We start from the raw sequence: 20,710 nt of genomic DNA on the forward strand, positions 1-20,710 counted from the left end.
CAACGACTTATAGCGATTTCGTCACTTTTACTCCGAAAAATCCATCTACATTTACAAGTTCACCATACGCCACCAATACATCATTTACATAAATACGAATTGGTTCGTCAATATCTTCATCTAGTACAACCGCTTCATTCTCTTGTAAACTTAAAATATCTTGAATGGTTTTCACTGTGCTTCCAAATACAAATTTCACGTTCATTTCTACATTTTGTAAGATGGATGTGTCCATGTATACTGGTTCCATCTGTTTTACTTCTTTAAATTCAATAGGTTGCACAACAGGTTCTACAACTTTTTCTTCTTCAATTTCTTCCGTAACAATCTCTTCTTCTTCCACCATTGGATATAGAAGTCTTCTTACCATTTCTTTCGCTTCTGAAATCGGTAAAATTTGATACATTTTTGATTGAAGCAGGTCGCCAATTTCAAGGTTGAACGTAATTTGAACGAGTTCGTCCACTTCCATTGACTCTCCCAAATATTCCATTTCTTCTTTTAAAGTTACAAATTTAACATTTGGTGGCGTCATGTCCATTTTTTCTTGAAACATTTCTGACATCGCCGTTGCAGCATGCCCCATCATTTGGTTCATGATTTCTTTAATACCGCTCAGTTCTAATTCACTAAGTTCTTTCTCAGAATCAACTTCCCCTGTCCCCATCATCATTAAATCTACCATTGTTAAAGCTACATCTTTCGTAAATACGAATACATTCTCATTCTTTAGTCCTTCAACAAAATCAACATTTAAAATAACAAACGGGACTGGTACTCCATCATAATGACGAACATTGATCGCTTCTACATTCGGTGTACTAATTGAAACTGGCTGATTTAAAAGCGTTGACAATACTGTTGAAGCGGAACCAATTGAAATATTTGCAATTTCACCAAGGACATCTTTCTCTTCTTGCGTTAAATGTTCTTTTTCAACTTGTTCTTCTACAATCTCAGTTTCCACTACTTCTGCTGGCTCGTCTTGCTCTTCTACTCCACCAGATAATTGCATTAATTTATTTATCATTTGTTTCGCATGTTCAACTGAAACAATTTGCACAAGTTTAGAGTTTACAAGATTATCTATTTTTAAATCAAACGATACTTTAACAATCGTTTGATTTCCATCGATTTCCGAGATTTTCTCCATTTCTTCTGATAGCTTTACAACTTTAATTGTCGGCGGAGACATATCTACTGTATCTTGGAAGAATTCAGACATAGATGTAGCTGCGAACCCCATCATTTGATTCATCGCTTCTTGTACAGCACTTAGCTCTAATTCACCAAGTTCTTTTCCGTCCTCCACTTCACCTGTTCCCATCATCATTAAATCAGCAATGGATAATGCAACATCTTGCTTAAGGACAAGAAGGTTTTCCATATCTAATCCTTTTGTAAAATGAATATTTAGTACAACGTGTGGAACTTCGACGTCGCTTGAATCATATAAATCTACCAATTCGATGCGAGGAGCAGTAATGCTTACTTGCCTATTTAAGATTGTTGATAATACAGTCGAAGCTGAACCAAATGATATATTTGCAATTTCGCCAAGAATATCGCATTCTTGAGGCGTTAAATGCTCATTTTCTTTTTCTAGCACAATTGTGCTCGTATCCCCTTTTGTGTGTTGCTCAGGCATTTTCTCTGCCTCCTCATTTCTGTTTTTCTATCAAATAATATAAACTCTCATTTTATTTTAACAAACTTATTATATAAAACGTTAATATGTATTTATTCCCATTTTCAGATTAGTAACGATTAACCAAAAAGCTCCCCAATTGTATACAAGTGGGGAGCTTTCCTTCATTCCTATTATAAACCTTCTGGGTTTAAAATGAGGACCACTCGTCCATCACCGAGAATTGTCGCACCAGAGAAATAATTAGAACTCTCTGCAAAGAAGTCACCTAATGACTTTAAGACTATTTCTCTTTGACCGATAATTGTGTTTACAATAAGTCCATAGCTGCGATGTGTATTACGAACAATTAACACAGGAACCATTTGACCATCATATGACGCAAACGCCTCATCTGCTGTTTTCTCACCAAATACCGTACTTAAATGCTTCACTTCAATAATTTGATTACGGTAATTTAACACATCTTTTCCTTGTATGGATTGGATGTCTTCTCTCTTAATTCGAATTGCTTCAACAATATTACCAAGAGGTAAAGCATACCGTTTATCATTCGTTTGAACAAGCATAGATTGTATAATAGACAACGTTAATGGAAGTTCAATTCTAAATGTACTTCCCTTGCCTTCTTCAGAATCAATAATTAAATGTCCACCTAAACTATGGATTGTATGTTTCACTACATCTAATCCAACCCCGCGTCCAGAAAGGTCTGATACAACTTCAGCTGTACTAAATCCTGGTTGGAAAATCAAATCAAATATTTCACGGTCTGTTAATTTATTTGCCTCAGATTCTGTTACAACACCATTTTTAATCGCTTTTTCTAATACTTTCCCTTTATGAATTCCATTTCCATCATCCGTAATTTGAATTACGACATGATTTCCACTATGGAACGCTTCTAATTTAATCGTACCTGTCTCATTTTTCCCTGCATCACGACGTTGTTCAACAGTTTCAACCCCATGATCAATTGCATTACGAATTAAATGAACAAGCGGATCACCGATTTCATCAATAACAATTTTATCGACTTCAGTATCTTCACCTGTAATTTGTAAATCGATTTTTTTCCCTAAATCTTTCGCTAACATACGTACCATACGCGGAAAACGATTAAAGACTGTTTCAATCGGCACCATACGCATGTTTAGAAGTACATTTTGAATATCTTTTGAAATATCGCCTAATCGATTTAAATGCTCAATTAATTCTTTGTTTTGAATTGCTTGTGCCAATTCATCTATACGACCACGCTCAATTACACTTTCTTCAAACATGTTCATTAATCTTTCAATTTTTTCTAATTGAACACGTATGGAACGATTTTCCACTTTACCATTTTTCGTTTTTGCAGTACTTTTAGCTGGTGTAGCATTAGCAGATTGTTTAGATACTTCTTTAGTTGATTCCACATGCGTAGCCGCTTGTATAACTTCTTGTACGACTTCTTGTGTAACCAATTTTTCCGAAGCTACTTCTTTTGATGTATGTCCTTGCTTCACTTCTACTTTCTCAATTTCAGAAACATGAAGCACTACTTGTTTTAATTCTTCTTCACTTTGATCAGTATCCATAAATACTGTGAACTCAAACCCGAAAGCGTCTGCTTCAATTTCTTCAATACTAGGAACTGTTTTTTTTACATTACCTAAATTTTGTAGCGCTTCAATACACATAATGGCACGTACTGCTTTTAAAATAGCTTGTTGCTCAACAGTTATATGCACTTCATGTGAAGCTGCATCATCGTTATTTATGGTTTCTTGTTCTATATGTTCATTAGGAATTTCTATATTGCCGTTCAATAATGCTTCTAATTTCTGTTTCGTTGCAATTACATCAATATTGCCCATTCCACCTTGCTGCACATCTGCAACCATCTTCTCTAAATTATCAATGCATTCAAAAATCACATCAATAATCTCCGCATTTACAACTATATTCCCATGACGAATTTCATCTAAAACGTTTTCCATTTTATGCGTTAAATCCGCCATTTCCGTAAATTCCATACTCGCTGACATACCTTTAAACGTATGGGCTGAGCGGAATATTTCTCCCACAACATCCATATCAGTGGGGTTTTGTTCTAAAGTTAGCACATTTTCATTTAGCGATTGTAAATGTTCTTCTGATTCCTCAAAAAATATATTTAATAGATCTGTTTGCATTTTAATCCCCTACCTGTCTAACAAACATTTCATTCATGTATAACAATTTAGTGTTTTAAAACGAGAAAAAAGGGGGCCACACGCATATCCGCTATCAATGTTTAGATTCCTTGTGGCACCCCTTCTATATTAGCTGTTTGCTACTTTTGTTAAAGCTTCGATTACACGATCTGCTTGGAATGGCTTTACAATAAAGTCTTTTGCCCCACCTTTAATTGCATCTAATACCATACCTTGTTGTCCCATTGCAGAACAAATAACAACTTTTGCACTTGAATCAATTTTAATAATTTCTTTTAATGCTTCAAGTCCGTCCATTTCTGGCATAGTAATATCTAATGTAACTATATCAGGCTGAAGTTCTTTATACTTTTGAATTGCCTCTACTCCATTTTCCGCTTCTCCGATTACTTCAAATTCAGAATTACTTTTTAATAAGTTTTTAATCATTGTTCGCATGAACATCGCATCGTCTACAACTAAAATTTTATGTGCCATTCTTTTTGATTCTCTCCTTCTATGTATAAATATATCTTAATATTTCACCTTATCATTCTCACTCATTATACAAAATAAAATGATAAAATTTAATATTTTTTTAAAAGAATTTTCGTATTTTTATTATTTATTATCAAAATAACAATATACTATTCTTTTATATAAATGACAACGCGACGGTTTTTTTCCCAATTTTGCGGTGAATCATTTGGTACAACTGGTTTTGTGTCTGCATATCCTACCGCAGCTAGCCTTTTATCATCGACATTATACACTTCGATTAAGTGGTGAATCATATTTGCTGCTCGTGCGGAAGATAATTCCCAGTTTGAAGGGAATTTGTCGTTATGAATAGGTCTACTGTCTGTATGTCCTTCTACAACAATGGGATTTGGTACCGATTGGAAAAACCCAACTAATTGACTTATTATCTCTTTCGCTTCTGGTTTAACGTTCGCGTCACCCGTATCAAATATTAAATTATCTACTATAACAACGCTTACTCCCGTATCCTCTCGATATACATTCACTTGACTAATACCGTTATTATCTACATATGCTTTTAACTTCTTATATAATTCATCCATTCTTTTTTTCGAAATCATTTTTTCATCATTTTTTTCATGCGAAATATCTGGTATTGTATTTTCCATTACTTTTGCATCTACTTGCTCCGTATCACTAAACTTTTCAAGCATCTTTGACAATTTTACTGCATCCTGCTTTGAAGTAGCAACTAGTAATACAAAGAAAGTTAATAATAACATCGTTAAATCTGTAAAAGTCGTCATCCAACGAGGCGATCCCTTTTGCGGTCGTTTCATCATCACCATACCACTCCTTGCAATATTAGGCTGCTCGTTTTACTTTTTTTATCTTTGTTTCGTATACATACGTATCCAGTTTCAACTTTAATTTAGACGGAATTTGTCCACGATACAATTCTGAAATTGCTTCAATAACAAACTTCTTCTCTGTATATAAATCTTCAATACCACGATACACTTTTTCAGCAAGTGGGATTGCAATCATATTTGCAAGTACGGATCCATACAATGTCGTTAACATCGCAACTGCCATCCCGGTACCAATTTGCGATGTGTCTTGCAAGTTTTGAAGCATAATGATAAGACCAATTAAAGTTCCTATCATACCCCAAGCGGGGGCAAAATCACCAATTTTATCTAATAATGCTGCTCCTTTTCTTAACTCATACACTTCCGTTTCGACATCTTTCATTAACACTTCTTTTAATTCCTCTTCATCGTAACCACTTAACATTAATCGAATTCCTTTTTGAATAAAAGGGTTGTCTACTTGCTCTCCATCAACTTCTAAAGAAAGCAGGCCGTGTTTTTTAGATTTTTTCGAAAAATCAACAAACAAATCCGTTAACTGTTCTAAATCTTCTTCTCTTCTATGTAAAACAGTAAAAATACTTTTCGTATATTTTTTTATTTCTCCAAATCGATATGCCACAACAATTGTTGCTGTTGTTCCCCCTATGACAATTAAAATAGATGAAACATCTAAAAAGTTTTTAAAAGCTTTTATTCCGCCTCCGCCAAGCATAATTGCCGCTATTACAATAGCAAAACCTACTATGATGCCCACTGGGCTAGAAATATCAAACTTCCTTTTTTTTCTTTCTGGTCTAGCAAATCCTTGATTTTCGTCTCCCATATTCCTGCCCTTTCCTTTTCATTTTTATAAAACATTTTTTTATTTTAATAATGCGTTTTCACATATAATGCTTATTATACGCCCATCATCTATTTATCGCAATATACTCATAAAATTGACACATTTCATTTCCATATTAGAATTATAGTATGGAAATACGAGGAGGATCACGATGGAACATAACATTTTACAAGTCATTGCACTAGCAGAAAAACTAAAATATGAAATGCGACATAGCTGGCTTTCTAACGGACGTCAAGAAAGTGTTGCTGAACATACGTGGCGCATGTCTCTAATGGCCATTTTAGTTGAACCTTATTTAGATCAGAAAGTAAATATTGAAAAATTACTTAAAATGGTTATTATTCACGATCTAGTCGAAGCAGAAGCTGGTGATATTCCTGCTTTTGATACAATGAATAGTCATGAATTACAATTACAAAAACAAATAAATGAACAAGAAGCAATTTCAAATATTAAACGAACATTAAAAGGTTCTCTCGGCGAGGAATTATATGATTTATGGATGGAGTTTGAAGCGAAAGAAACGTACGAAGCAAAAGTTGCTAACGCACTTGATAAGCTTGAGGTAAAAATTCAGCATAACGAAGCTGATATTGATACGTGGCTACCAATTGAGCATAAAATGACATTCCAAGTAGCAAAGCATACAAACTTTGATTCTTTCCTATCTAAATTACAAAAAATCATTGAGCAAGATGGTGAAAAAAAATTATTAGCTGCCGGCATTGACGTTGAAGCCTGCAAACAATAATGAAATAAGACACTCAGTACGAGTGTCTTATTTCATTATTGTTGATACAGCCTGCTTGTAAATAAGTTGTTGTTTTCCATCAACTAACATTAAAACAGTAAATTTGTCTATTGCAACAACTTCTCCTACTATTCTAACACCACTCTTTAAAAAAATTGTAACAATACCTTTTTCTTCTTTTATTTGTTTATATAGCTCTTCTTGTAAATGTTCCAAATACATCTCTCTCCTTTTTATTGAATATCTTAATATAAAAAACTACAAATTCTTTATTTATGTACTTTATCTTTTACATTCATAAACTTATTAATAAGTATATCTAAATCTCGGCTAAATAACAAAACTTTATCATGATCCAATCCATGTCTAGCAACAAGTTGAATTAGCTCTTTCTTTTTGTTTTCTATTTTATTTTTTAATTGTCCCATCTCCATCTCTTCACTAAAACTCCCTTTTCCCATAATATTACTTGTAAAATTATAGTACAAATTCTCTCATAAAAAAATATAAAAATGGTTTTTTTTACAATTTATATATTTTTTTATGAACAAATCGCAAAATATATAACGATTCATCCCCATATCCGTAGCTCTATATACAATGAGAATGACCATACAGGCGTTTGTCTAATTACAAAAGAGACTGGCTCCTTTTCTATACAAAAAACATACTGTATATAGTAGTCCATGAATTATATAGATTAACTTACTCAAAAGGAGGAACACATATGAGTTATGGTGGAAGTTGCGCTGGTTTCGGCGGTGGATTTGCTTTGCTTATCGTACTATTCATCCTTCTAATCATCATCGGATGTAGCTGTTGGGGTGGCGGCGGATACGGATACTAATATATCCTATCCTTAACAAATGAACGAAAAACTATAAGAAAACAGCTCATATTTGAGCTGTTTTTTCATACTTTCGTATGAAATTATGTCCCTCTTTTTTCTGATTTCAACTCATAAAAAAATGTTTACTATGAAATTAAGAAGCATTTTTACTTAGGAGGATTACAATGATTAAAGGCCTTTACGAAGCACATTTACCTGTACGTAACTTAGAAGTATCAATATCTTTTTATGAATCACTTGGACTAAAATTATATAAAAGAGGAGATGATATTGCTTTCTTTTGGATTAAAGAAAATGAAAGCTGGCTCGGTCTTTGGGAAGGTACAGAATACAAAGTAAATTATCATCCCTCTTTACGACACATCGCCTTTCAAGTAAGCTTACATGATTTAGAACATGCGATACATTGGCTAAACCAAAAAGGCATTTCAGCACGAAAAGACTTTGGAATGGAGCCAATTGAACCGATTGTTTTTCCAAAATTAGCACATGCCGCCGTATACTTTAACGATCCTGACGGAAATAGTTTAGAATTGATTGCACAGTTACCTGTTGGACTTCCTACAGGGGAGAAAGTGTATTTAAGTGAGTGGAAAAAACAAGTTCAAGCATCATTATTACATAAGGATTAATCTTTTATGTCAGTTTCTTATTCCACGCTTCTTAAAACAAATACTAACTTCAAAAAACTATTTTATGGGCAAACATTAAGTGTGCTTGGAGATTGGTTTCATACAGTAGCTTTATTAACATTCGTCTATAGCATAACGGAATCACCGTTTATGATCGCACTTACTTTTATAAGTAAAGGTTTACCACAACTACTTCTTAGCCCTTTTATAGGCGGAGTGGTAGATCGTTTTTCTAAAAAGAATATTATGATTTTTACCGATATTACACGGGGAATTCTAGTCCTTACATACATACTCGCAAGCTATAAAATTGAAATTATTTTCATTGCTAATATATGTTTATCTGTACTTTCTTGCTTATTTGAGCCAGCTAAACAAGCAACCTTAAAAAACATCGTACACGAAAATCATTTCGTAACTGCTAATTCTCTTTCTAGTACAATGAATGGTTTTATGTCTATTATGGGAGCTTCTTTAGGCGGGATTATCGCACAATCTTTACATATTGAGTTCGCTTTTTTAGTAAATAGCCTATCATACTTTATTTCGGCCTATTTTATTTATCATATGAGTGTTCCCTCTTATGATACTTGTAAGAAGAAAAAAGCATTTTTTACTGATATAAAAGATGGTTACACATACATATTACAAACAAAAATCATTTTAATATTAATTCTTGTAGGCATTTCATGGGGGCTTATTGGAGGTGCTTATCAGCTACTTCTAACAATCTATGCCGAAAAAATTTTCCACACGAACATTGGGATTTTATATACGGTTCAAGGGGCTGGGCTTATGATAGGAAGCCTTCTCGTTAATCTTTACATATCCAGCAATAAAGAAAAAATGAAAAAAGCATTTGGTTGGGCCTACTTCCTACAAGGCTTTTTCTTTCTTGGATTCATTCTATCCGATCAACTTATTTTCGGTATCATTACATTACTCTGTATGCGCATAGCAGGAGGAATCATCGTTCCACTTGATACGACATTACTTCAAACTTACACGCACGAAAATATGATTGGTAAAGTTTTTTCCTTTCATTACTCAATTTATGGTTCACTCATACAGTTATCTATGTTCATTACAGGATGGCTATTAGAAATCCTTTCTCCTCAAATAATTGGTAGTTTTCTAGCTACATGTTGTATTTTTGTTAGTTTTATATGGCTGTTCTTGTATTATCGCGGGAAACTTAATGAAGAATCTACTATTACTTAATAGCATGTTTATGTACATGCTATTTTTATTTATGTCGAAATATAAAGGAAAAAGACGATTTATTTTCCTTACGTTCTAATTTTTTAGAATGTACAATAAATTTAGATTATAAGAAAGGGGATGCCATAATGTTTGACGATAGACTTACTATTTCAGCTGAACAGCAGAAGCTCATTTCCAACGCAACTCGTATTCAAATTCTTCACCTTTTAAAAGACGAAGCACTCACTGCAAAACAAGTAGCTACTAAACTAAACAAATCTACTGGTAGCGTACATTATCACGTTCAAATTTTATATGATGGAGGGTTACTTGAATTAGTAGACACGAAGGAAAAACGAGGGATTATTGAAAAATATTACAAGGCAAAATCTGCTCATTTCTATATTGAAGAAAGCGGCACAGAGGGAACGAATACAGGTAGTCATATTGTTTCTCATTTATTTTTAACTCCAGAGGAATTACAACAGCTTACTTGGGAGGTTACACAAGTTTTATTACGCTGGGAAAACAAAACCGCTCGTCAATCAAACTCTGAAGAGGAATACGCTATTTCCTGCAGGATAAAAAAACAATGAAAGAAAGGTCCAGCTGCTCATGAAAAATAAATTATTATTATTGTCGGGAACAGGAATTTCTCGTTTAGGTGATTTTATGTATCTCGTCGCCCTAAACGTAATGGTTTTACATAGCACAAACTCCCCTGCTGCTGTAGCAGGATTATGGATTGTCGGTCCAATTGCGACCGTTGTTACAAAAATTTGGTCTGGTAGCATAGTAGATCGATTAAACAAGCGGTCCATTATGCTCATCACAGATATCATTCGAGCAGTTCTCATTGGCTGCGTTCCACTATTTGATTCTATTTGGGCCATTTATATTTTTATCTTTTTGACTCGCATTGCTACATCATTTTTCGATCCAGCTTCATTTTCTTATAAAACAATGCTTATACCTGCTGAAGAACGCGCTCAATTCAACGCTTGGAGTAGCTTTTGTACAAGCGGGGCTTTTATTATCGGTCCAGCTCTTGCTGGAATACTTCTCACCACGCACTCAGCATCCTTTGTAATTTACTGCAACTCACTTTCCTTTCTACTTTCTACTATTCTCATTTATTTCTTACCTAATATTACGTTACAAACAAAGCAAAGCGAAGAAGTTGCAAATACTTTCGTACAAACATTACGAAGTGATTGGAAACAAGTTTTTTCATTCGCTCGAACTGAAACGTACATTATTCTCATATTCGTTTTATTTCAAGCGACTATGCTTGTCGCTATGGCACTTGATTCACAAGAAGTTGTTTTTACAAGACAAGTACTGTTTTTAACCGATATAGAATACAGTATGCTTGTTAGTATAACTGGCGCTGCTTACGTTTCCGGTTCATTTCTTGTCTCTCTCTTTGCCAAACGTTTACCAATTCAATATTGTATCGGATTAGGGACAATTTTCACAGCAATAGGCTATGTAATTTTCGCCTTTTCAAATTCATTTATCGTCGCGGCAGGCGGTTTCATTTTACTTGGCATTTCTTCATCATTTGCTGGTACTGGCTTTTTTACATTTTATCAAAATAACATCCCAGTTCATATGATAGGACGTATCGATAGCGTATTTGATTCCATAAAAAGTTTTATCCAAATCTTTTTCATTTTAGCAATTGGAGCATCCGCACAATTTCTTTCCGTTCAAATGACTGTAATAAGTAGCTCGTTACTCATCCTTTTCCTTTCCTGTTTATTAGCAATCCGAGTAATGACGCCTTCACGAGAAAAATATTTTAAGGCTACAAGATCATCATTGGAATATTAACCGCAACATAACAAGCGGCGATTTGCTAGGTAGTAAGCCCTCACTGATTAAAGTTTTACTTTATGTTAAAATATTAATGAAATTTGATTATGTAGGGGGGCTTTTTTGAATACTATATTCATGTTCATTTGTATTATATTAGTAGCTTCTATTTTACAAACAAGTACCGGTTTTGGCTTTTCTATTATGGCAACACCTTTCTTACTCATGTTATTTCTACCACAAGAAGCTATACAAATAAATATCATTTTATCATTCATTATTTCTATATCACTCATTTGGAAAATAAGAATGGACATTGATTGTATTCTACTGAAAAGATTAATTTTCGGCAGTATAGTTGGTGTTCCTTTTGGTATTATCATTTTCACTTCTATTAACATCAACACATTTAAATTAGCAATTAGCATCCTACTCTTACTATTAACTTTGATGCTAATCTGTAACTTTAAGATTCAATCAACAAAATCTAGAGATTTCATAGTTGGCGGATTATCCGGTCTTTTAACGACAAGTATCGGTATGCCCGGTCCACCCCTGTTACTGTACTTTACAGGAACTGATACAAAAAAAGAGAAGCTGAGAGCAACTACTTTAGCTTTTTATCTATTTATATATTTCATTAGCCTACTAACGCAAATACTCTTTACTGGCACAAACAAGACAATTTGGGAATCAAGTTTTTACGCTATTCCAATCGTATTTCTAGGTTTGTATATAGGTCAAATTATTTTCAAATGGCTTAATCAACGGATTTTTAAAATATTTACGTACATCCTTTTAAGTTGCACGGGCATATATCTTCTTATTGAAAGTTTGCATTCGTTATAGAAGGTGCTTTAGTATGTGTCATAACGGCGGATAAGTTTTCAATATTTTTAAACGTGATAACAATAAAAAGCGGCTATTATGCCGCTTTTTATTTTCAAATTAAATATTTTAAAACTAGAAGCCCACCCATCGCTATTACAAACACATTGAAAAAAATCAGCCAACTTTTTTCAAACTCTTTATATCTCTCTTCTTTCACCCCGCGTTGTTTTAGCTTCTCAATTACAGTTTTCAATTCTTGCTCATGCTCGGTACTTCCTAATTGTATATAGTTATTATCTATAGTAATTCCATATACATTCTTCATTTTTTTATGTCGCGAAACTGCTTGAATTGAGTTTATTAACACATTGTACTCATTTATTTTTTTGAAATAACAATCTAACGATTTAATTCGTAATCTTGTATTTGTTAAAACAATGTAATAATAAAAAGTAGCACCTGCAGTTATTATACTTGGGATAACTTTAGAATTCACAAGACTCCCCTCTTCCACTAATATTTCACATTCAATTTCTTCTCCTTCTTGTAACTCTTTACGAACTGATTCTTCCAACATTTGCATCGTTAATTTCTTCAATAACTCCCCGTTTTTCACATAATACTTATCTATATTGATAGACTCATTTGCTTCTTTCTCTAAACGTGTAATCTCTTCCTCTGAATATTGGAGCTCATTTAACATAGATAATAATCTTTTATCCATATTACACACTCCCTTTCCATAGTTTTTGAATTTTTTTCTTCCCACGAGAAATTCGATTGTATATGTAATCCACCGTTACTTTTAATTCTTTCGCAATATCATCAATGGAATATCCATCAATATACCTCTTTAAAAAAATATATCGATCTTTCTTATTTAAATCTTGAACTATTTCCATAATCTCTTCTTCTTGTTCTATGTCATACCTATCATGGACACCTGTATCTATCTCTACGTCTTTATCGATTTTATTCTCTTTATATACTTTCTTTTTATATTCCAGTGCCTTTAATTTAGTAATACCAATCATCCAAGATTTTAAGTTCCCCTTGTCTATATCAAATTGATCGATATGAAACCAAATGACAGTAAATACATCGTTATAACAATCATCCACATATTGTTTCTCCATAGGGGTACTTAACGATTTATGAATAATGTACAAAATTAATTTTCCATATTGATCAATCACTTCTTTCAAAGCATCTTGATCGCGTTTTTTCATAGCTATAATTAAATCCTCTTCAGAATTGAAAATCATAAGCATCTTCCTTCCTCAATTCCCCTTTAGCAGCTGCCTTTACTTACTATTGGCATTTCATTCTCATTTTCTATCACTTTTGTAAAAAATTATTAATTTTTATTTCTATGTATATGATAACAAACAAAATACCTAAGTTCAGAAAGTAGTATCTACATTCTGAACTTAGGTATTAACAATTAAATTATTCACTTATACTAACGTTTCATCACAAGTCTCTGTTACGTTTTTAAAATATTGCAAGTTCTCCTTCGCTTCAGGTTTGCCTCTTTTCTCACTTCTTGTTAAATCCTTTTTCACTTAAAAACTCTTTCATATGCATTCTTTTTTCTTTAGACATAAATGAACTCATTGATTCCGTCCATGTTACGTTTTTTTGATTTGATGATCTTTCTTTATAATACGCGCTCATCGTTTCGTCGTATTCGTTTAATAATTCATCATATTTCTTTTCATCATATCCATTTTCATGAAGGATTGCTGCTATCGGTAAACGTGGTTTCACTCCGTGATCTTCATCTGGTACACCGACTGTCATTCCGAATACAGGATATACTTTATCTGGTAAATGAAGCAATTCACTCACTTCTCTTGGGTTATTACGAATACCACCAATGTAACAAATACCGTATCCTAACGATTCTGCTGCTAACGCCAAGTTTTGTGCGAAAAGTGAAGCATCTACTGTCGCAACGATAAAGTCTTCTACTCCTTCATGCTTTATCTCGGTACCATGTTTTTCACATGCCATTTCAAGTCGTTTTAAATCTGCACAACAAACAAAGAATGCTGCGCAATCTTTCACATGACGATTTCCGGATAACTCTGCTAGTTTCGCCTTTAAGTCTTGATCGGTTACATATATAACAGAGTAAGCCTGTACAAAATGCGAGGAAGCAGCATGCTGCGCAGCTTGCACCATTCTTTCTACTACATCTTTCGGAATAGATTCTTCTTTATATTTACGAACTGAAACGTGTTGCTCCATTTTATGTATCATCTCATTCATGAAAATCACTCCTTTTTCTCTTCATAATGAAAAATTAACATATCTTTTCCAATATTCACAACTTATAAGCACAAAAAGAGCAATTCTTTTTGAATTGCTCTTTTTAAAAGATCTATTAATACGGTAAATGAAATTATATCGTCGATTTTTTCAATATATCAACGATTCCCTGCACTATATCGACGATTTTTCAAATATATCGTCGATTCGACAAAGAATATCGACTTACCGACAAATAACGACAAACTCACTCCGAATTATTCCTTATCTTATTACGCTGTTTTCAACACTTTAATACCTTTTACGATATTCCAAATGAAGTAATAAATCCCTACAAGAATGAATACTGCATATGTGATCATGATCCCAATTCCAGCACCATCAGATTGATTGAATCCTAAACCGTATATTCCTGATATCGCTACCCCTCCGAATAAAATTGCATATGGGAAAATATGTGACCAAAATGCTTTTTTCGCGTGATATTTCACTTCATCCTCTGCAACGAAGTACACGATAATTGGTAATAAAAATGGGGCAAAAAAGATACTAAAGTAACATAGTGAAGATAATATATTATTTCCTTTCATCCGATTCACCTCTAAATAGTTTTTGTTATCTTCATTATGTCAGGAATCCATTCTAGAAACTATCGCTTTACCTTTCATTAAGATGACATATTTGTAAGATTCCCCTCAAAAAATCCCGCCTAGAATGCTAGGCGGAATCACTTCCACTATATTCGATTCATAAACCAATATTGCGTAATGGCTAAATATTCACGTATATTCGATGGAATGACAATTCGCTTCGGTGTTTCGGCCGGAAGACCTTCTAATTGTAAACCTTGCTTAGCTGCTATTTTTTTCGCTCTAAACATGTGGAAATCGTTTGTTACGATCATTCCTTTTTTCATATTGTCCGGAATTAAAGGTTTTGAGAATTTAATATTTTCATCTGTACTCGTTGACTTATCTTCCATGATAATGCGATCTTCTGCAATTTTTAGTTTCATTAATCCATTTTTCATTGCTAATGCTTCTGAAATATCTTCCCCTTTTCCTTTTCCTCCAGACACAATAGCAATTGCTTTCTCATGTGCTTTCAAATACTCAGCTGCTTTATCAATACGATATTGCAATGAGTACGATGGTTTCGTTCCGTTTACTTTCGAGCCTAATACAATGATATAATCAGCTTCATAGGTCGCATTCATGTGCCCATGCTTATAAATGTTATATTGTAAAAATCCCACATAAACGGCGCAAACCATTATAATTCCTATCATATACTTCATTATTTTTTTCTTTCTCATATCTATATACTCCTATGTTCTTTGCTTCTTTCATGATAATATCCATTTATTTGTTTGTATACAGACAAATTCCAAATCACCCTAATTTATCCTCTAGAAAGTAATATTTATATTTCTTTCGGGAACAGTAAGTACAACTTTGCACGAAGGAGTGTCTCTATTGCTTCTCTTTTTATGTAACGTATCGTTCTTTTTTATTTTATTTTTACTATCACTTAAGATGCTCGGTAAATCAGCTTTAGCACAACTAACTCCTCATGATTTTGGTGCGATTATCTTTTTATCTTATTTAGCTTTTCAAGCCATACCAGTCTCTGGTGCTTTGCAAGCTTTTCTCGGTATGGTTGTAATTACATGTTTACATTTAATCCTTACAAAATTAAGCCTATTCAACAAACTAAATCGTTTTATTCTCGGGCACCCGATTATTTTAATTAAACATGGTGATATTATTTTTGAGAACTTACAAAAAAGTAGGTATCCCATTGCTGAATTACTTTCTAATCTTCGCGTTGCAGGATACCCGAGTGTTCATGAAATTGAATACGCTATTTTAGAAGCGAATGGAGCCATTAGCATTTTACCAAAGCGTGAACTTGTACCATTAACTCCGAAAGATTTGAATATAGATGTTAAGTATGCTGGATTACCAATTGCCCTTATCGTCGATTCACAAATTCAATACGATAACTTAAAGTTAATTCATAAGGACGAAAAGTGGTTATATAAAGAATTAAAAGAAAAAGGAATTACAAACATTAAAAACGTTGCCTTTGCGTCTGTTCAAGAAACAGATGGATCTTTTGCTATTAGTTTAAAAAAATAGAAAATCCCCTTCATTTCTTAAGGGGATTTTCTTCATTATATCGCTTCTTTCTTTCCCGCCATATTTAATGGAACAGGATGTTTCATACGATTCATCGTAAATACGATAATCGCTGTCAATACTTCCGCTACTGGCATAACGAGCCAAATTCCGTTTATCCCAAATAATTTCGGCATAATCCATAATAATGGAATAATAAATAGTAACCCTCGGCTCATTATAATAAGTACTGATTTTGTCGTTTGTCGCACTGATTGGAAGTACTCTCCATATACAATGTTATAACCTAAAAATACGTATTGGATAAAGAACAAGCTAATACCCGTTAATGTTAACTTCAATAACTCTGGAGATTGGACATCAAATAGACCAATAATATATTTCCCAAAGAATAATCCGACAATTATTGCAACGCCTCCAAGTACAACTGCAATTTTCACAGCAAACTGTAATCCTTCACGTAATCTTTCTGATAAATTTGCACCGTAATGGAAACTAGCAATTGGTTGCAATGCAGCACCTACACCGAAGAATAATAGTAATGTCATCGCATGAATGCTGTTTACCATCGCATAGGAAGCTACTCCTACTTCTCCTGCATATTGAACGAATGCAATATTAAAACCAATCGTTACAATCGCTACTGTACTTTCGGCTGTAAAACTTGGAAAACCTATTATCATAATTTGTTTAACTGTATCCCATTCAAAATGGAATTTCGTCCATTTTAAAATACTACTTTTTCTCAAGAAGTGCGTTAATAATACAAGGAAACCAATCGCTGCCGAAAGAATAGTTGCTGAAGCAGCTCCTGTTACGCCCCATTTAAAGATGAAAATAAAGATATAGTCAAACACTATATTTAATACAGCTGTTACAACTAAACCTGCCATTGCTAAATTAGGATTTCCATCATTTCGTATAAATGTACTTAAAATATTTTCTAAAACGTATATCATTCCAAATGTTAATAATACGTGTAAATAGTCTAATGCATACGGTAAAATCACTTCGTTTGCACCGAATAAGTATGCTAAGTCTTCTATTCTCCATAAGCAAATCGCTGCTAAAACGCCTACGATAATGACTGCTACCGTCATGGATTGAGTAAAAATAGCCCTTGCTCTTTCAATTTTATTTTCACCTAATGCAATGGAATATAACGTTGCCCCGCCCATTCCAATCCATAATGAAATAGAGAAGAAAATTGAAAACGCTGGAATAGCCACGTTTACTCCTGCTAAACCGTTCGCCCCAACTCCTCTACTAATCATGACCGCGTCAATTACAATATTCACTGACATTAATACCATTCCAAGAACGGCTGGTATTAAATAAGAAATAAATAAACTTTTTATCGGTTTTTCTCTTAACTTTTCTGTTGCTTCCATACTATTTTGCTCCTTTTTTTCAACTCTCTTTTCTTAGTTTAAACCTTCAAGTAACTTGAAGGTCAATAGAGAATTTGAAAAATAGGTAACTGAATTATATGAATGAATGTAAATTTGTAATCAATTCAAAGGTTTTCATCTTATTTTTTTACTACAGGAATTTGAATTTCTGTTACTTGCTCCTCTGGATTTTCTGTTACAGACCAATCGATTAATCCAATCTCAATCGCATCTCCACTTACCTCATATCCTTCTTGATCAATGTATGCAAGTAATTCCTTATACGTTGCACCTGTTTCTTCATACGGTCCATGATGATAAGAACAAGCATATAAACCTTCCTTAATCTCATCTGAACTCTGTACTTGGAAAGGCATGTAATCCAAAAGAATAAAAACACTGCTATATGCTTGAAACTCATTTTGCATGAATCCTTTTTTCGCGACTGTTACACCGATATCTCCAGAAAATAAGCTATCATCCATTTGCCTCATATTTTTTTGCAACGAATGAATGTAGTACTCAAACATATCATCCGTCGTATCCGGGGCAACCGCAATAGCTGTTATTTTTCGCTGCGGGATCTCTTTTATTACCACTTGTTCAGCTTTTGCTTTTGTTGCTTCCTTAATTAAATGAATTCTATGCTCCATTTTCGCCAAAGCATACTCAATTTCTCTTTGTTTTTTCAACATCATCTCTTGTTGTTTTTCCAGTAAATTGAGTGCATATGCTGGATTTCTTTCATCAATATATTTCTTAATTTCCTTTAATGGAATGTTTAATTGGCGTAAAAACTTAATCGTATCTAATAGTGAAAATTGATCGATTGTATAATAACGATAATTTGTTTGCGGGTCCACAGTGGACGGATGAAAAATTCCCTTCTCATCATAATAGCGTAAAGTAGATTCCGCTATATTATGCATTTTTGCCATTTCTCCAATTGTAAAGCGTTTATTTAATAACATCTTTTATTTCCTTCCATTTCTATTTATTTCATTATATGTTCATTCTGTCTTCAAAACAAAAAAGAATTCCCACAAGAGAATTCTTTTTATTCATTATTACACCTCTATAATTATAGGAAGAATCATCGGTTTTCTTTTCGTACTCGTATATATATACTTCCCTAAAGCTTCTCTTACTTCTCTTTTCAAAATACCCCAGCTATTCACTTTCTCTTTCTTTACATTATTAATCGTAATAACAGCTAATTTATTTAATTCCTTCAAAAATTCTTCTGAATCACGAACATAGACGAATCCACGAGAAATAATATCAGGACCTGAAATTATTTCTCCATCCACTTTATTAAAAGTAATAACTATAACGAGCATTCCATCTTCTGAAAGTTGTTTTCGATCACGTAATAATGCATTTCCAACATCACCAATTCCTAATCCATCTACATATATATTTCCTGCTTGTATTTTTCTCGATTGAACGGCCACTTCATTACTTATATCTACAACATCTCCATTACGAACGATAAAGATATTCTCTTTTTCAACACCAATTGATTCTGCTAACAAACTATGGTGATGTAGCATTCTAAACTCTCCATGAATTGGGATAAAATATTTTGGCTTCATTAATGTGAGCATTAACTTTAATTCTTCTTGATATGCATGGCCAGATACATGGACTCCAGTAGAACTGCCTGATCCGTAAATCACTCTTGCCCCTAATGCAAATAAGTTATCGATAATTCGCGAAACATTACGTTCATTTCCTGGAATAGGAGTCGCAGCTATAATAACTGTATCTTCTGGTAAAACATCTACTTGCCTATAGTTTCCACTAGCTAAACGGGCTAAAGCTGCCATTGGTTCTCCTTGACTTCCTGTACAAAGTATTGCGACCTGCTTTGAATCTAAATGATTTACCTCATTTGCTTCAATTAGCATACCATCTGGAATATTTAGATACCCTTTCTCTAGAGCAACTTCTACTACATTTACCATACTTCTGCCGAGCAAAGCCAGTTTTCGATTTGTTTTTATACAAGCTTCAACTATTTGCTGAACACGATTCACATTAGAAGCAAATGTAGAAATAATTACTTTTCTATTTGCTTTCATAAATATTTCCTCTATCCGTTCTCCTACCGATCTCTCTGATGGAGTAAAACCTGGTCGTTCTGCATTTGTACTTTCCGATAGTAAAGCTAGTACACCTTCACTACCTATTTTAGCCATTTTATGAATATCAGGATGTTGGTTATTTACTGGTGTTAAATCAAATTTAAAATCCCCAGTATGTACTACATTACCTTCTCGAGTATGAAACACAATACCGAGACAATCTGGAATACTATGATTCGTTTTAAAAAATGTCGTCTTAATAGAACCGAGATCAATTTCTGATTCTGCGTGAATGACGATTAATTCTGTATCATTTTGAAGATTATGCTCTTTTAATTTAATTTCAATTAAACCTAACGTTAACTTCGTCGCATAAATTGGTACGTTTAGTTGTTTTAAAAAATATGGTATTCCGCCAATATGGTCTTCATGTCCGTGCGTCACGACTAACCCGCGAATTTTTTCTTTATTTTCTTGTAAGTATGTGATGTCTGGAATTATTAAATCAATTCCTAATAAACTTTCATCTGGAAATTTAGATCCACAATCAATAACGACAATATCATTTTCATATTGAATAGCGTACATATTTTTCCCTATTTCATTTACTCCACCTAAAGCAACGATAGACAAGTTATTTTTTAATGACTTCAAATGATAAGTCCTCCCTTTCACATTTATAATTCGTGAAATAGCATTTAG

General features: G+C 33.4%; 23 protein-coding genes and 1 pseudogene. 8 read left to right on the top strand and 16 right to left on the bottom strand.

From position 1 onward, the window contains the following. Positions 1 to 7: 7 nt before the first annotated feature. From BAQ46_RS20950 to BAQ46_RS20970, 5 genes are all read right to left on the bottom strand, one after another. Positions 8 to 1,648: a flagellar motor switch protein gene (locus BAQ46_RS20950; RefSeq protein WP_001115024.1), complete on the bottom strand. Its 1,641-nt coding sequence runs from the start codon at positions 1,646 to 1,648 to the stop codon at positions 8 to 10. A gap of 173 nt (positions 1,649 to 1,821) precedes the next feature. Beyond that, positions 1,822 to 3,825, bottom strand: coding sequence for a chemotaxis protein CheA (locus BAQ46_RS20955; protein ID WP_061131073.1), 2,004 nt, complete (start codon positions 3,823 to 3,825; stop codon positions 1,822 to 1,824). Positions 3,826 to 3,954: 129 nt separating this feature from the next. Then, positions 3,955 to 4,323 carry a response regulator gene (locus BAQ46_RS20960; RefSeq protein WP_000940576.1) on the bottom strand — a complete coding sequence of 123 codons (369 nt, stop codon included), beginning with the start codon at positions 4,321 to 4,323 and terminating at the stop codon, positions 3,955 to 3,957. A gap of 149 nt (positions 4,324 to 4,472) precedes the next feature. Beyond that, complete coding sequence (locus BAQ46_RS20965; RefSeq protein WP_000977942.1) at positions 4,473 to 5,150, bottom strand: OmpA family protein; 678 nt, start codon at positions 5,148 to 5,150, stop codon at positions 4,473 to 4,475. A gap of 22 nt (positions 5,151 to 5,172) precedes the next feature. Then, a complete protein-coding gene (locus tag BAQ46_RS20970; protein WP_038414909.1) occupies positions 5,173 to 6,006 on the bottom strand; it encodes a flagellar motor protein MotP in 834 nt (277 codons plus the stop codon). A 172-nt stretch (positions 6,007 to 6,178) separates the two neighbouring features. Here BAQ46_RS20970 and BAQ46_RS20975 point away from each other — a divergent pair, with 172 nt between their 5' ends. Then, positions 6,179 to 6,781: an HD domain-containing protein gene (locus tag BAQ46_RS20975; RefSeq protein WP_000400760.1), complete on the top strand. Its 603-nt coding sequence runs from the start codon at positions 6,179 to 6,181 to the stop codon at positions 6,779 to 6,781. 27 nt (positions 6,782 to 6,808) lie between these two features. Here the strand turns inward: BAQ46_RS20975 and hfq are convergent, their stop codons facing one another. Both hfq and BAQ46_RS20985 read right to left on the bottom strand, forming a co-directional pair. Next, the gene (gene hfq / locus BAQ46_RS20980) at positions 6,809 to 6,997 is read right to left on the bottom strand and encodes an RNA chaperone Hfq (protein ID WP_000400661.1); all 189 of its coding nucleotides are present in this window, start codon (positions 6,995 to 6,997) and stop codon (positions 6,809 to 6,811) included. A gap of 53 nt (positions 6,998 to 7,050) precedes the next feature. Then, positions 7,051 to 7,269: an aspartyl-phosphate phosphatase Spo0E family protein gene (locus BAQ46_RS20985; RefSeq protein ID WP_002080856.1), complete on the bottom strand. Its 219-nt coding sequence runs from the start codon at positions 7,267 to 7,269 to the stop codon at positions 7,051 to 7,053. A gap of 239 nt (positions 7,270 to 7,508) precedes the next feature. On the opposite strand from BAQ46_RS20985, the gene BAQ46_RS30160 reads away from it, so the two are divergent. The 6 genes from BAQ46_RS30160 (at position 7,509) to BAQ46_RS21015 (ending at position 12,133) form a co-directional block, all read left to right on the top strand. Continuing rightward, positions 7,509 to 7,628: a YjcZ family sporulation protein gene (locus BAQ46_RS30160; RefSeq protein ID WP_000120179.1), complete on the top strand. Its 120-nt coding sequence runs from the start codon at positions 7,509 to 7,511 to the stop codon at positions 7,626 to 7,628. Between the two features lie 167 nt (positions 7,629 to 7,795). After that, positions 7,796 to 8,263, top strand: coding sequence for a VOC family protein (locus tag BAQ46_RS20995; protein WP_061131072.1), 468 nt, complete (start codon positions 7,796 to 7,798; stop codon positions 8,261 to 8,263). 6 nt (positions 8,264 to 8,269) lie between these two features. After that, positions 8,270 to 9,484, top strand: a complete 1,215-nt coding sequence (locus BAQ46_RS21000; RefSeq protein WP_061131071.1) for an MFS transporter — start codon at positions 8,270 to 8,272, stop codon at positions 9,482 to 9,484. Positions 9,485 to 9,612: 128 nt separating this feature from the next. After that, a complete protein-coding gene (locus BAQ46_RS21005) occupies positions 9,613 to 10,062 on the top strand; it encodes an ArsR/SmtB family transcription factor (RefSeq protein WP_000459093.1) in 450 nt (149 codons plus the stop codon). A 19-nt stretch (positions 10,063 to 10,081) separates the two neighbouring features. Further along, on the top strand, positions 10,082 to 11,302 hold the full coding sequence (locus BAQ46_RS21010) for an MFS transporter (RefSeq protein WP_071742677.1): 1,221 nt from the start codon (positions 10,082 to 10,084) through the stop codon (positions 11,300 to 11,302). Positions 11,303 to 11,407: 105 nt separating this feature from the next. Further along, the gene (locus BAQ46_RS21015; protein ID WP_001092069.1) at positions 11,408 to 12,133 is read left to right on the top strand and encodes a sulfite exporter TauE/SafE family protein; all 726 of its coding nucleotides are present in this window, start codon (positions 11,408 to 11,410) and stop codon (positions 12,131 to 12,133) included. A 94-nt stretch (positions 12,134 to 12,227) separates the two neighbouring features. On the opposite strand, the gene BAQ46_RS21020 is transcribed toward BAQ46_RS21015, so the two are convergent. The 6 genes and pseudogenes from BAQ46_RS21020 to BAQ46_RS21040 form a co-directional block, all read right to left on the bottom strand. Then, positions 12,228 to 12,839, bottom strand: coding sequence for a flagellar motor switch protein FliG (locus tag BAQ46_RS21020; RefSeq protein WP_071742679.1), 612 nt, complete (start codon positions 12,837 to 12,839; stop codon positions 12,228 to 12,230). Between the two features lies 1 nt (position 12,840). Next, positions 12,841 to 13,386, bottom strand: coding sequence for a sigma-70 family RNA polymerase sigma factor (locus BAQ46_RS21025; protein WP_061131068.1), 546 nt, complete (start codon positions 13,384 to 13,386; stop codon positions 12,841 to 12,843). A 186-nt stretch (positions 13,387 to 13,572) separates the two neighbouring features. Next, positions 13,573 to 13,638: pseudogene (locus BAQ46_RS29705) on the bottom strand (glutamine amidotransferase); the annotation flags it as partial. 16 nt (positions 13,639 to 13,654) lie between these two features. Continuing rightward, entirely contained in the window at positions 13,655 to 14,389 is a 735-nt protein-coding gene (nfsA, locus tag BAQ46_RS21030) for an oxygen-insensitive NADPH nitroreductase (protein WP_061131067.1), read from the bottom strand. Positions 14,390 to 14,661: 272 nt separating this feature from the next. Continuing rightward, complete coding sequence (locus tag BAQ46_RS21035) at positions 14,662 to 14,979, bottom strand: magnetosome magnetite crystal formation protein family (protein WP_061131066.1); 318 nt, start codon at positions 14,977 to 14,979, stop codon at positions 14,662 to 14,664. A 146-nt stretch (positions 14,980 to 15,125) separates the two neighbouring features. Further along, positions 15,126 to 15,677 carry a YdcF family protein gene (locus BAQ46_RS21040; protein ID WP_306447215.1) on the bottom strand — a complete coding sequence of 184 codons (552 nt, stop codon included), beginning with the start codon at positions 15,675 to 15,677 and terminating at the stop codon, positions 15,126 to 15,128. Positions 15,678 to 15,864: 187 nt separating this feature from the next. On the opposite strand from BAQ46_RS21040, the gene BAQ46_RS21045 reads away from it, so the two are divergent. Beyond that, on the top strand, positions 15,865 to 16,530 hold the full coding sequence (locus tag BAQ46_RS21045; RefSeq protein WP_000923932.1) for a DUF421 domain-containing protein: 666 nt from the start codon (positions 15,865 to 15,867) through the stop codon (positions 16,528 to 16,530). A 35-nt stretch (positions 16,531 to 16,565) separates the two neighbouring features. Here BAQ46_RS21045 and BAQ46_RS21050 read toward each other — a convergent pair whose 3' ends face one another. The 3 genes from BAQ46_RS21050 to BAQ46_RS21060 form a co-directional block, all read right to left on the bottom strand. Beyond that, on the bottom strand, positions 16,566 to 17,921 hold the full coding sequence (locus tag BAQ46_RS21050) for an MATE family efflux transporter (RefSeq protein WP_071742681.1): 1,356 nt from the start codon (positions 17,919 to 17,921) through the stop codon (positions 16,566 to 16,568). Positions 17,922 to 18,061: 140 nt separating this feature from the next. Beyond that, positions 18,062 to 18,892 (bottom strand): MerR family transcriptional regulator, encoded by an 831-nt coding sequence (locus BAQ46_RS21055; protein ID WP_061131064.1) that lies wholly within the window; start codon positions 18,890 to 18,892, stop codon positions 18,062 to 18,064. A 96-nt stretch (positions 18,893 to 18,988) separates the two neighbouring features. Continuing rightward, positions 18,989 to 20,662: a ribonuclease J gene (locus tag BAQ46_RS21060; RefSeq protein WP_000838576.1), complete on the bottom strand. Its 1,674-nt coding sequence runs from the start codon at positions 20,660 to 20,662 to the stop codon at positions 18,989 to 18,991. Between the last annotated feature and the right edge of the window lie 48 nt (positions 20,663 to 20,710).

Origin of the sequence: Bacillus paranthracis (assembly GCF_001883995.1) — a bacterium.
Taxonomy (GTDB): Bacteria; Bacillota; Bacilli; order Bacillales; family Bacillaceae_G; genus Bacillus_A; species Bacillus_A paranthracis.

Bases quoted from the DNA above. Each gene is read 5' to 3' on its own strand.
- BAQ46_RS21050 (WP_071742681.1), bottom strand. From the start codon at position 17,921: ATGGAAGCAACAGAAAAGTTAAGAGAAAAACCGATAAAAAGTTTATTT.
- BAQ46_RS20950 (WP_001115024.1), bottom strand. From the start codon at position 1,648: ATGCCTGAGCAACACACAAAAGGGGATACGAGCACAATTGTGCTAGAA.
- BAQ46_RS30160 (WP_000120179.1), top strand. From the start codon at position 7,509: ATGAGTTATGGTGGAAGTTGCGCTGGTTTCGGCGGTGGATTTGCTTTG.
- nfsA (WP_061131067.1), bottom strand. From the start codon at position 14,389: ATGAATGAGATGATACATAAAATGGAGCAACACGTTTCAGTTCGTAAA.
- BAQ46_RS20955 (WP_061131073.1), bottom strand. From the start codon at position 3,825: ATGCAAACAGATCTATTAAATATATTTTTTGAGGAATCAGAAGAACAT.
- BAQ46_RS21055 (WP_061131064.1), bottom strand. From the start codon at position 18,892: ATGTTATTAAATAAACGCTTTACAATTGGAGAAATGGCAAAAATGCAT.
- BAQ46_RS21020 (WP_071742679.1), bottom strand. From the start codon at position 12,839: ATGGATAAAAGATTATTATCTATGTTAAATGAGCTCCAATATTCAGAG.
- BAQ46_RS21025 (WP_061131068.1), bottom strand. From the start codon at position 13,386: ATGCTTATGATTTTCAATTCTGAAGAGGATTTAATTATAGCTATGAAA.
- BAQ46_RS20960 (WP_000940576.1), bottom strand. From the start codon at position 4,323: ATGGCACATAAAATTTTAGTTGTAGACGATGCGATGTTCATGCGAACA.
- BAQ46_RS20995 (WP_061131072.1), top strand. From the start codon at position 7,796: ATGATTAAAGGCCTTTACGAAGCACATTTACCTGTACGTAACTTAGAA.
- BAQ46_RS21000 (WP_061131071.1), top strand. From the start codon at position 8,270: ATGTCAGTTTCTTATTCCACGCTTCTTAAAACAAATACTAACTTCAAA.
- BAQ46_RS20975 (WP_000400760.1), top strand. From the start codon at position 6,179: ATGGAACATAACATTTTACAAGTCATTGCACTAGCAGAAAAACTAAAA.
- BAQ46_RS21010 (WP_071742677.1), top strand. From the start codon at position 10,082: ATGAAAAATAAATTATTATTATTGTCGGGAACAGGAATTTCTCGTTTA.
- BAQ46_RS20970 (WP_038414909.1), bottom strand. From the start codon at position 6,006: ATGGGAGACGAAAATCAAGGATTTGCTAGACCAGAAAGAAAAAAAAGG.
- BAQ46_RS20965 (WP_000977942.1), bottom strand. From the start codon at position 5,150: ATGATGAAACGACCGCAAAAGGGATCGCCTCGTTGGATGACGACTTTT.
- BAQ46_RS21005 (WP_000459093.1), top strand. From the start codon at position 9,613: ATGTTTGACGATAGACTTACTATTTCAGCTGAACAGCAGAAGCTCATT.
- BAQ46_RS21035 (WP_061131066.1), bottom strand. From the start codon at position 14,979: ATGAAAGGAAATAATATATTATCTTCACTATGTTACTTTAGTATCTTT.
- BAQ46_RS21040 (WP_306447215.1), bottom strand. From the start codon at position 15,677: ATGATAGGAATTATAATGGTTTGCGCCGTTTATGTGGGATTTTTACAA.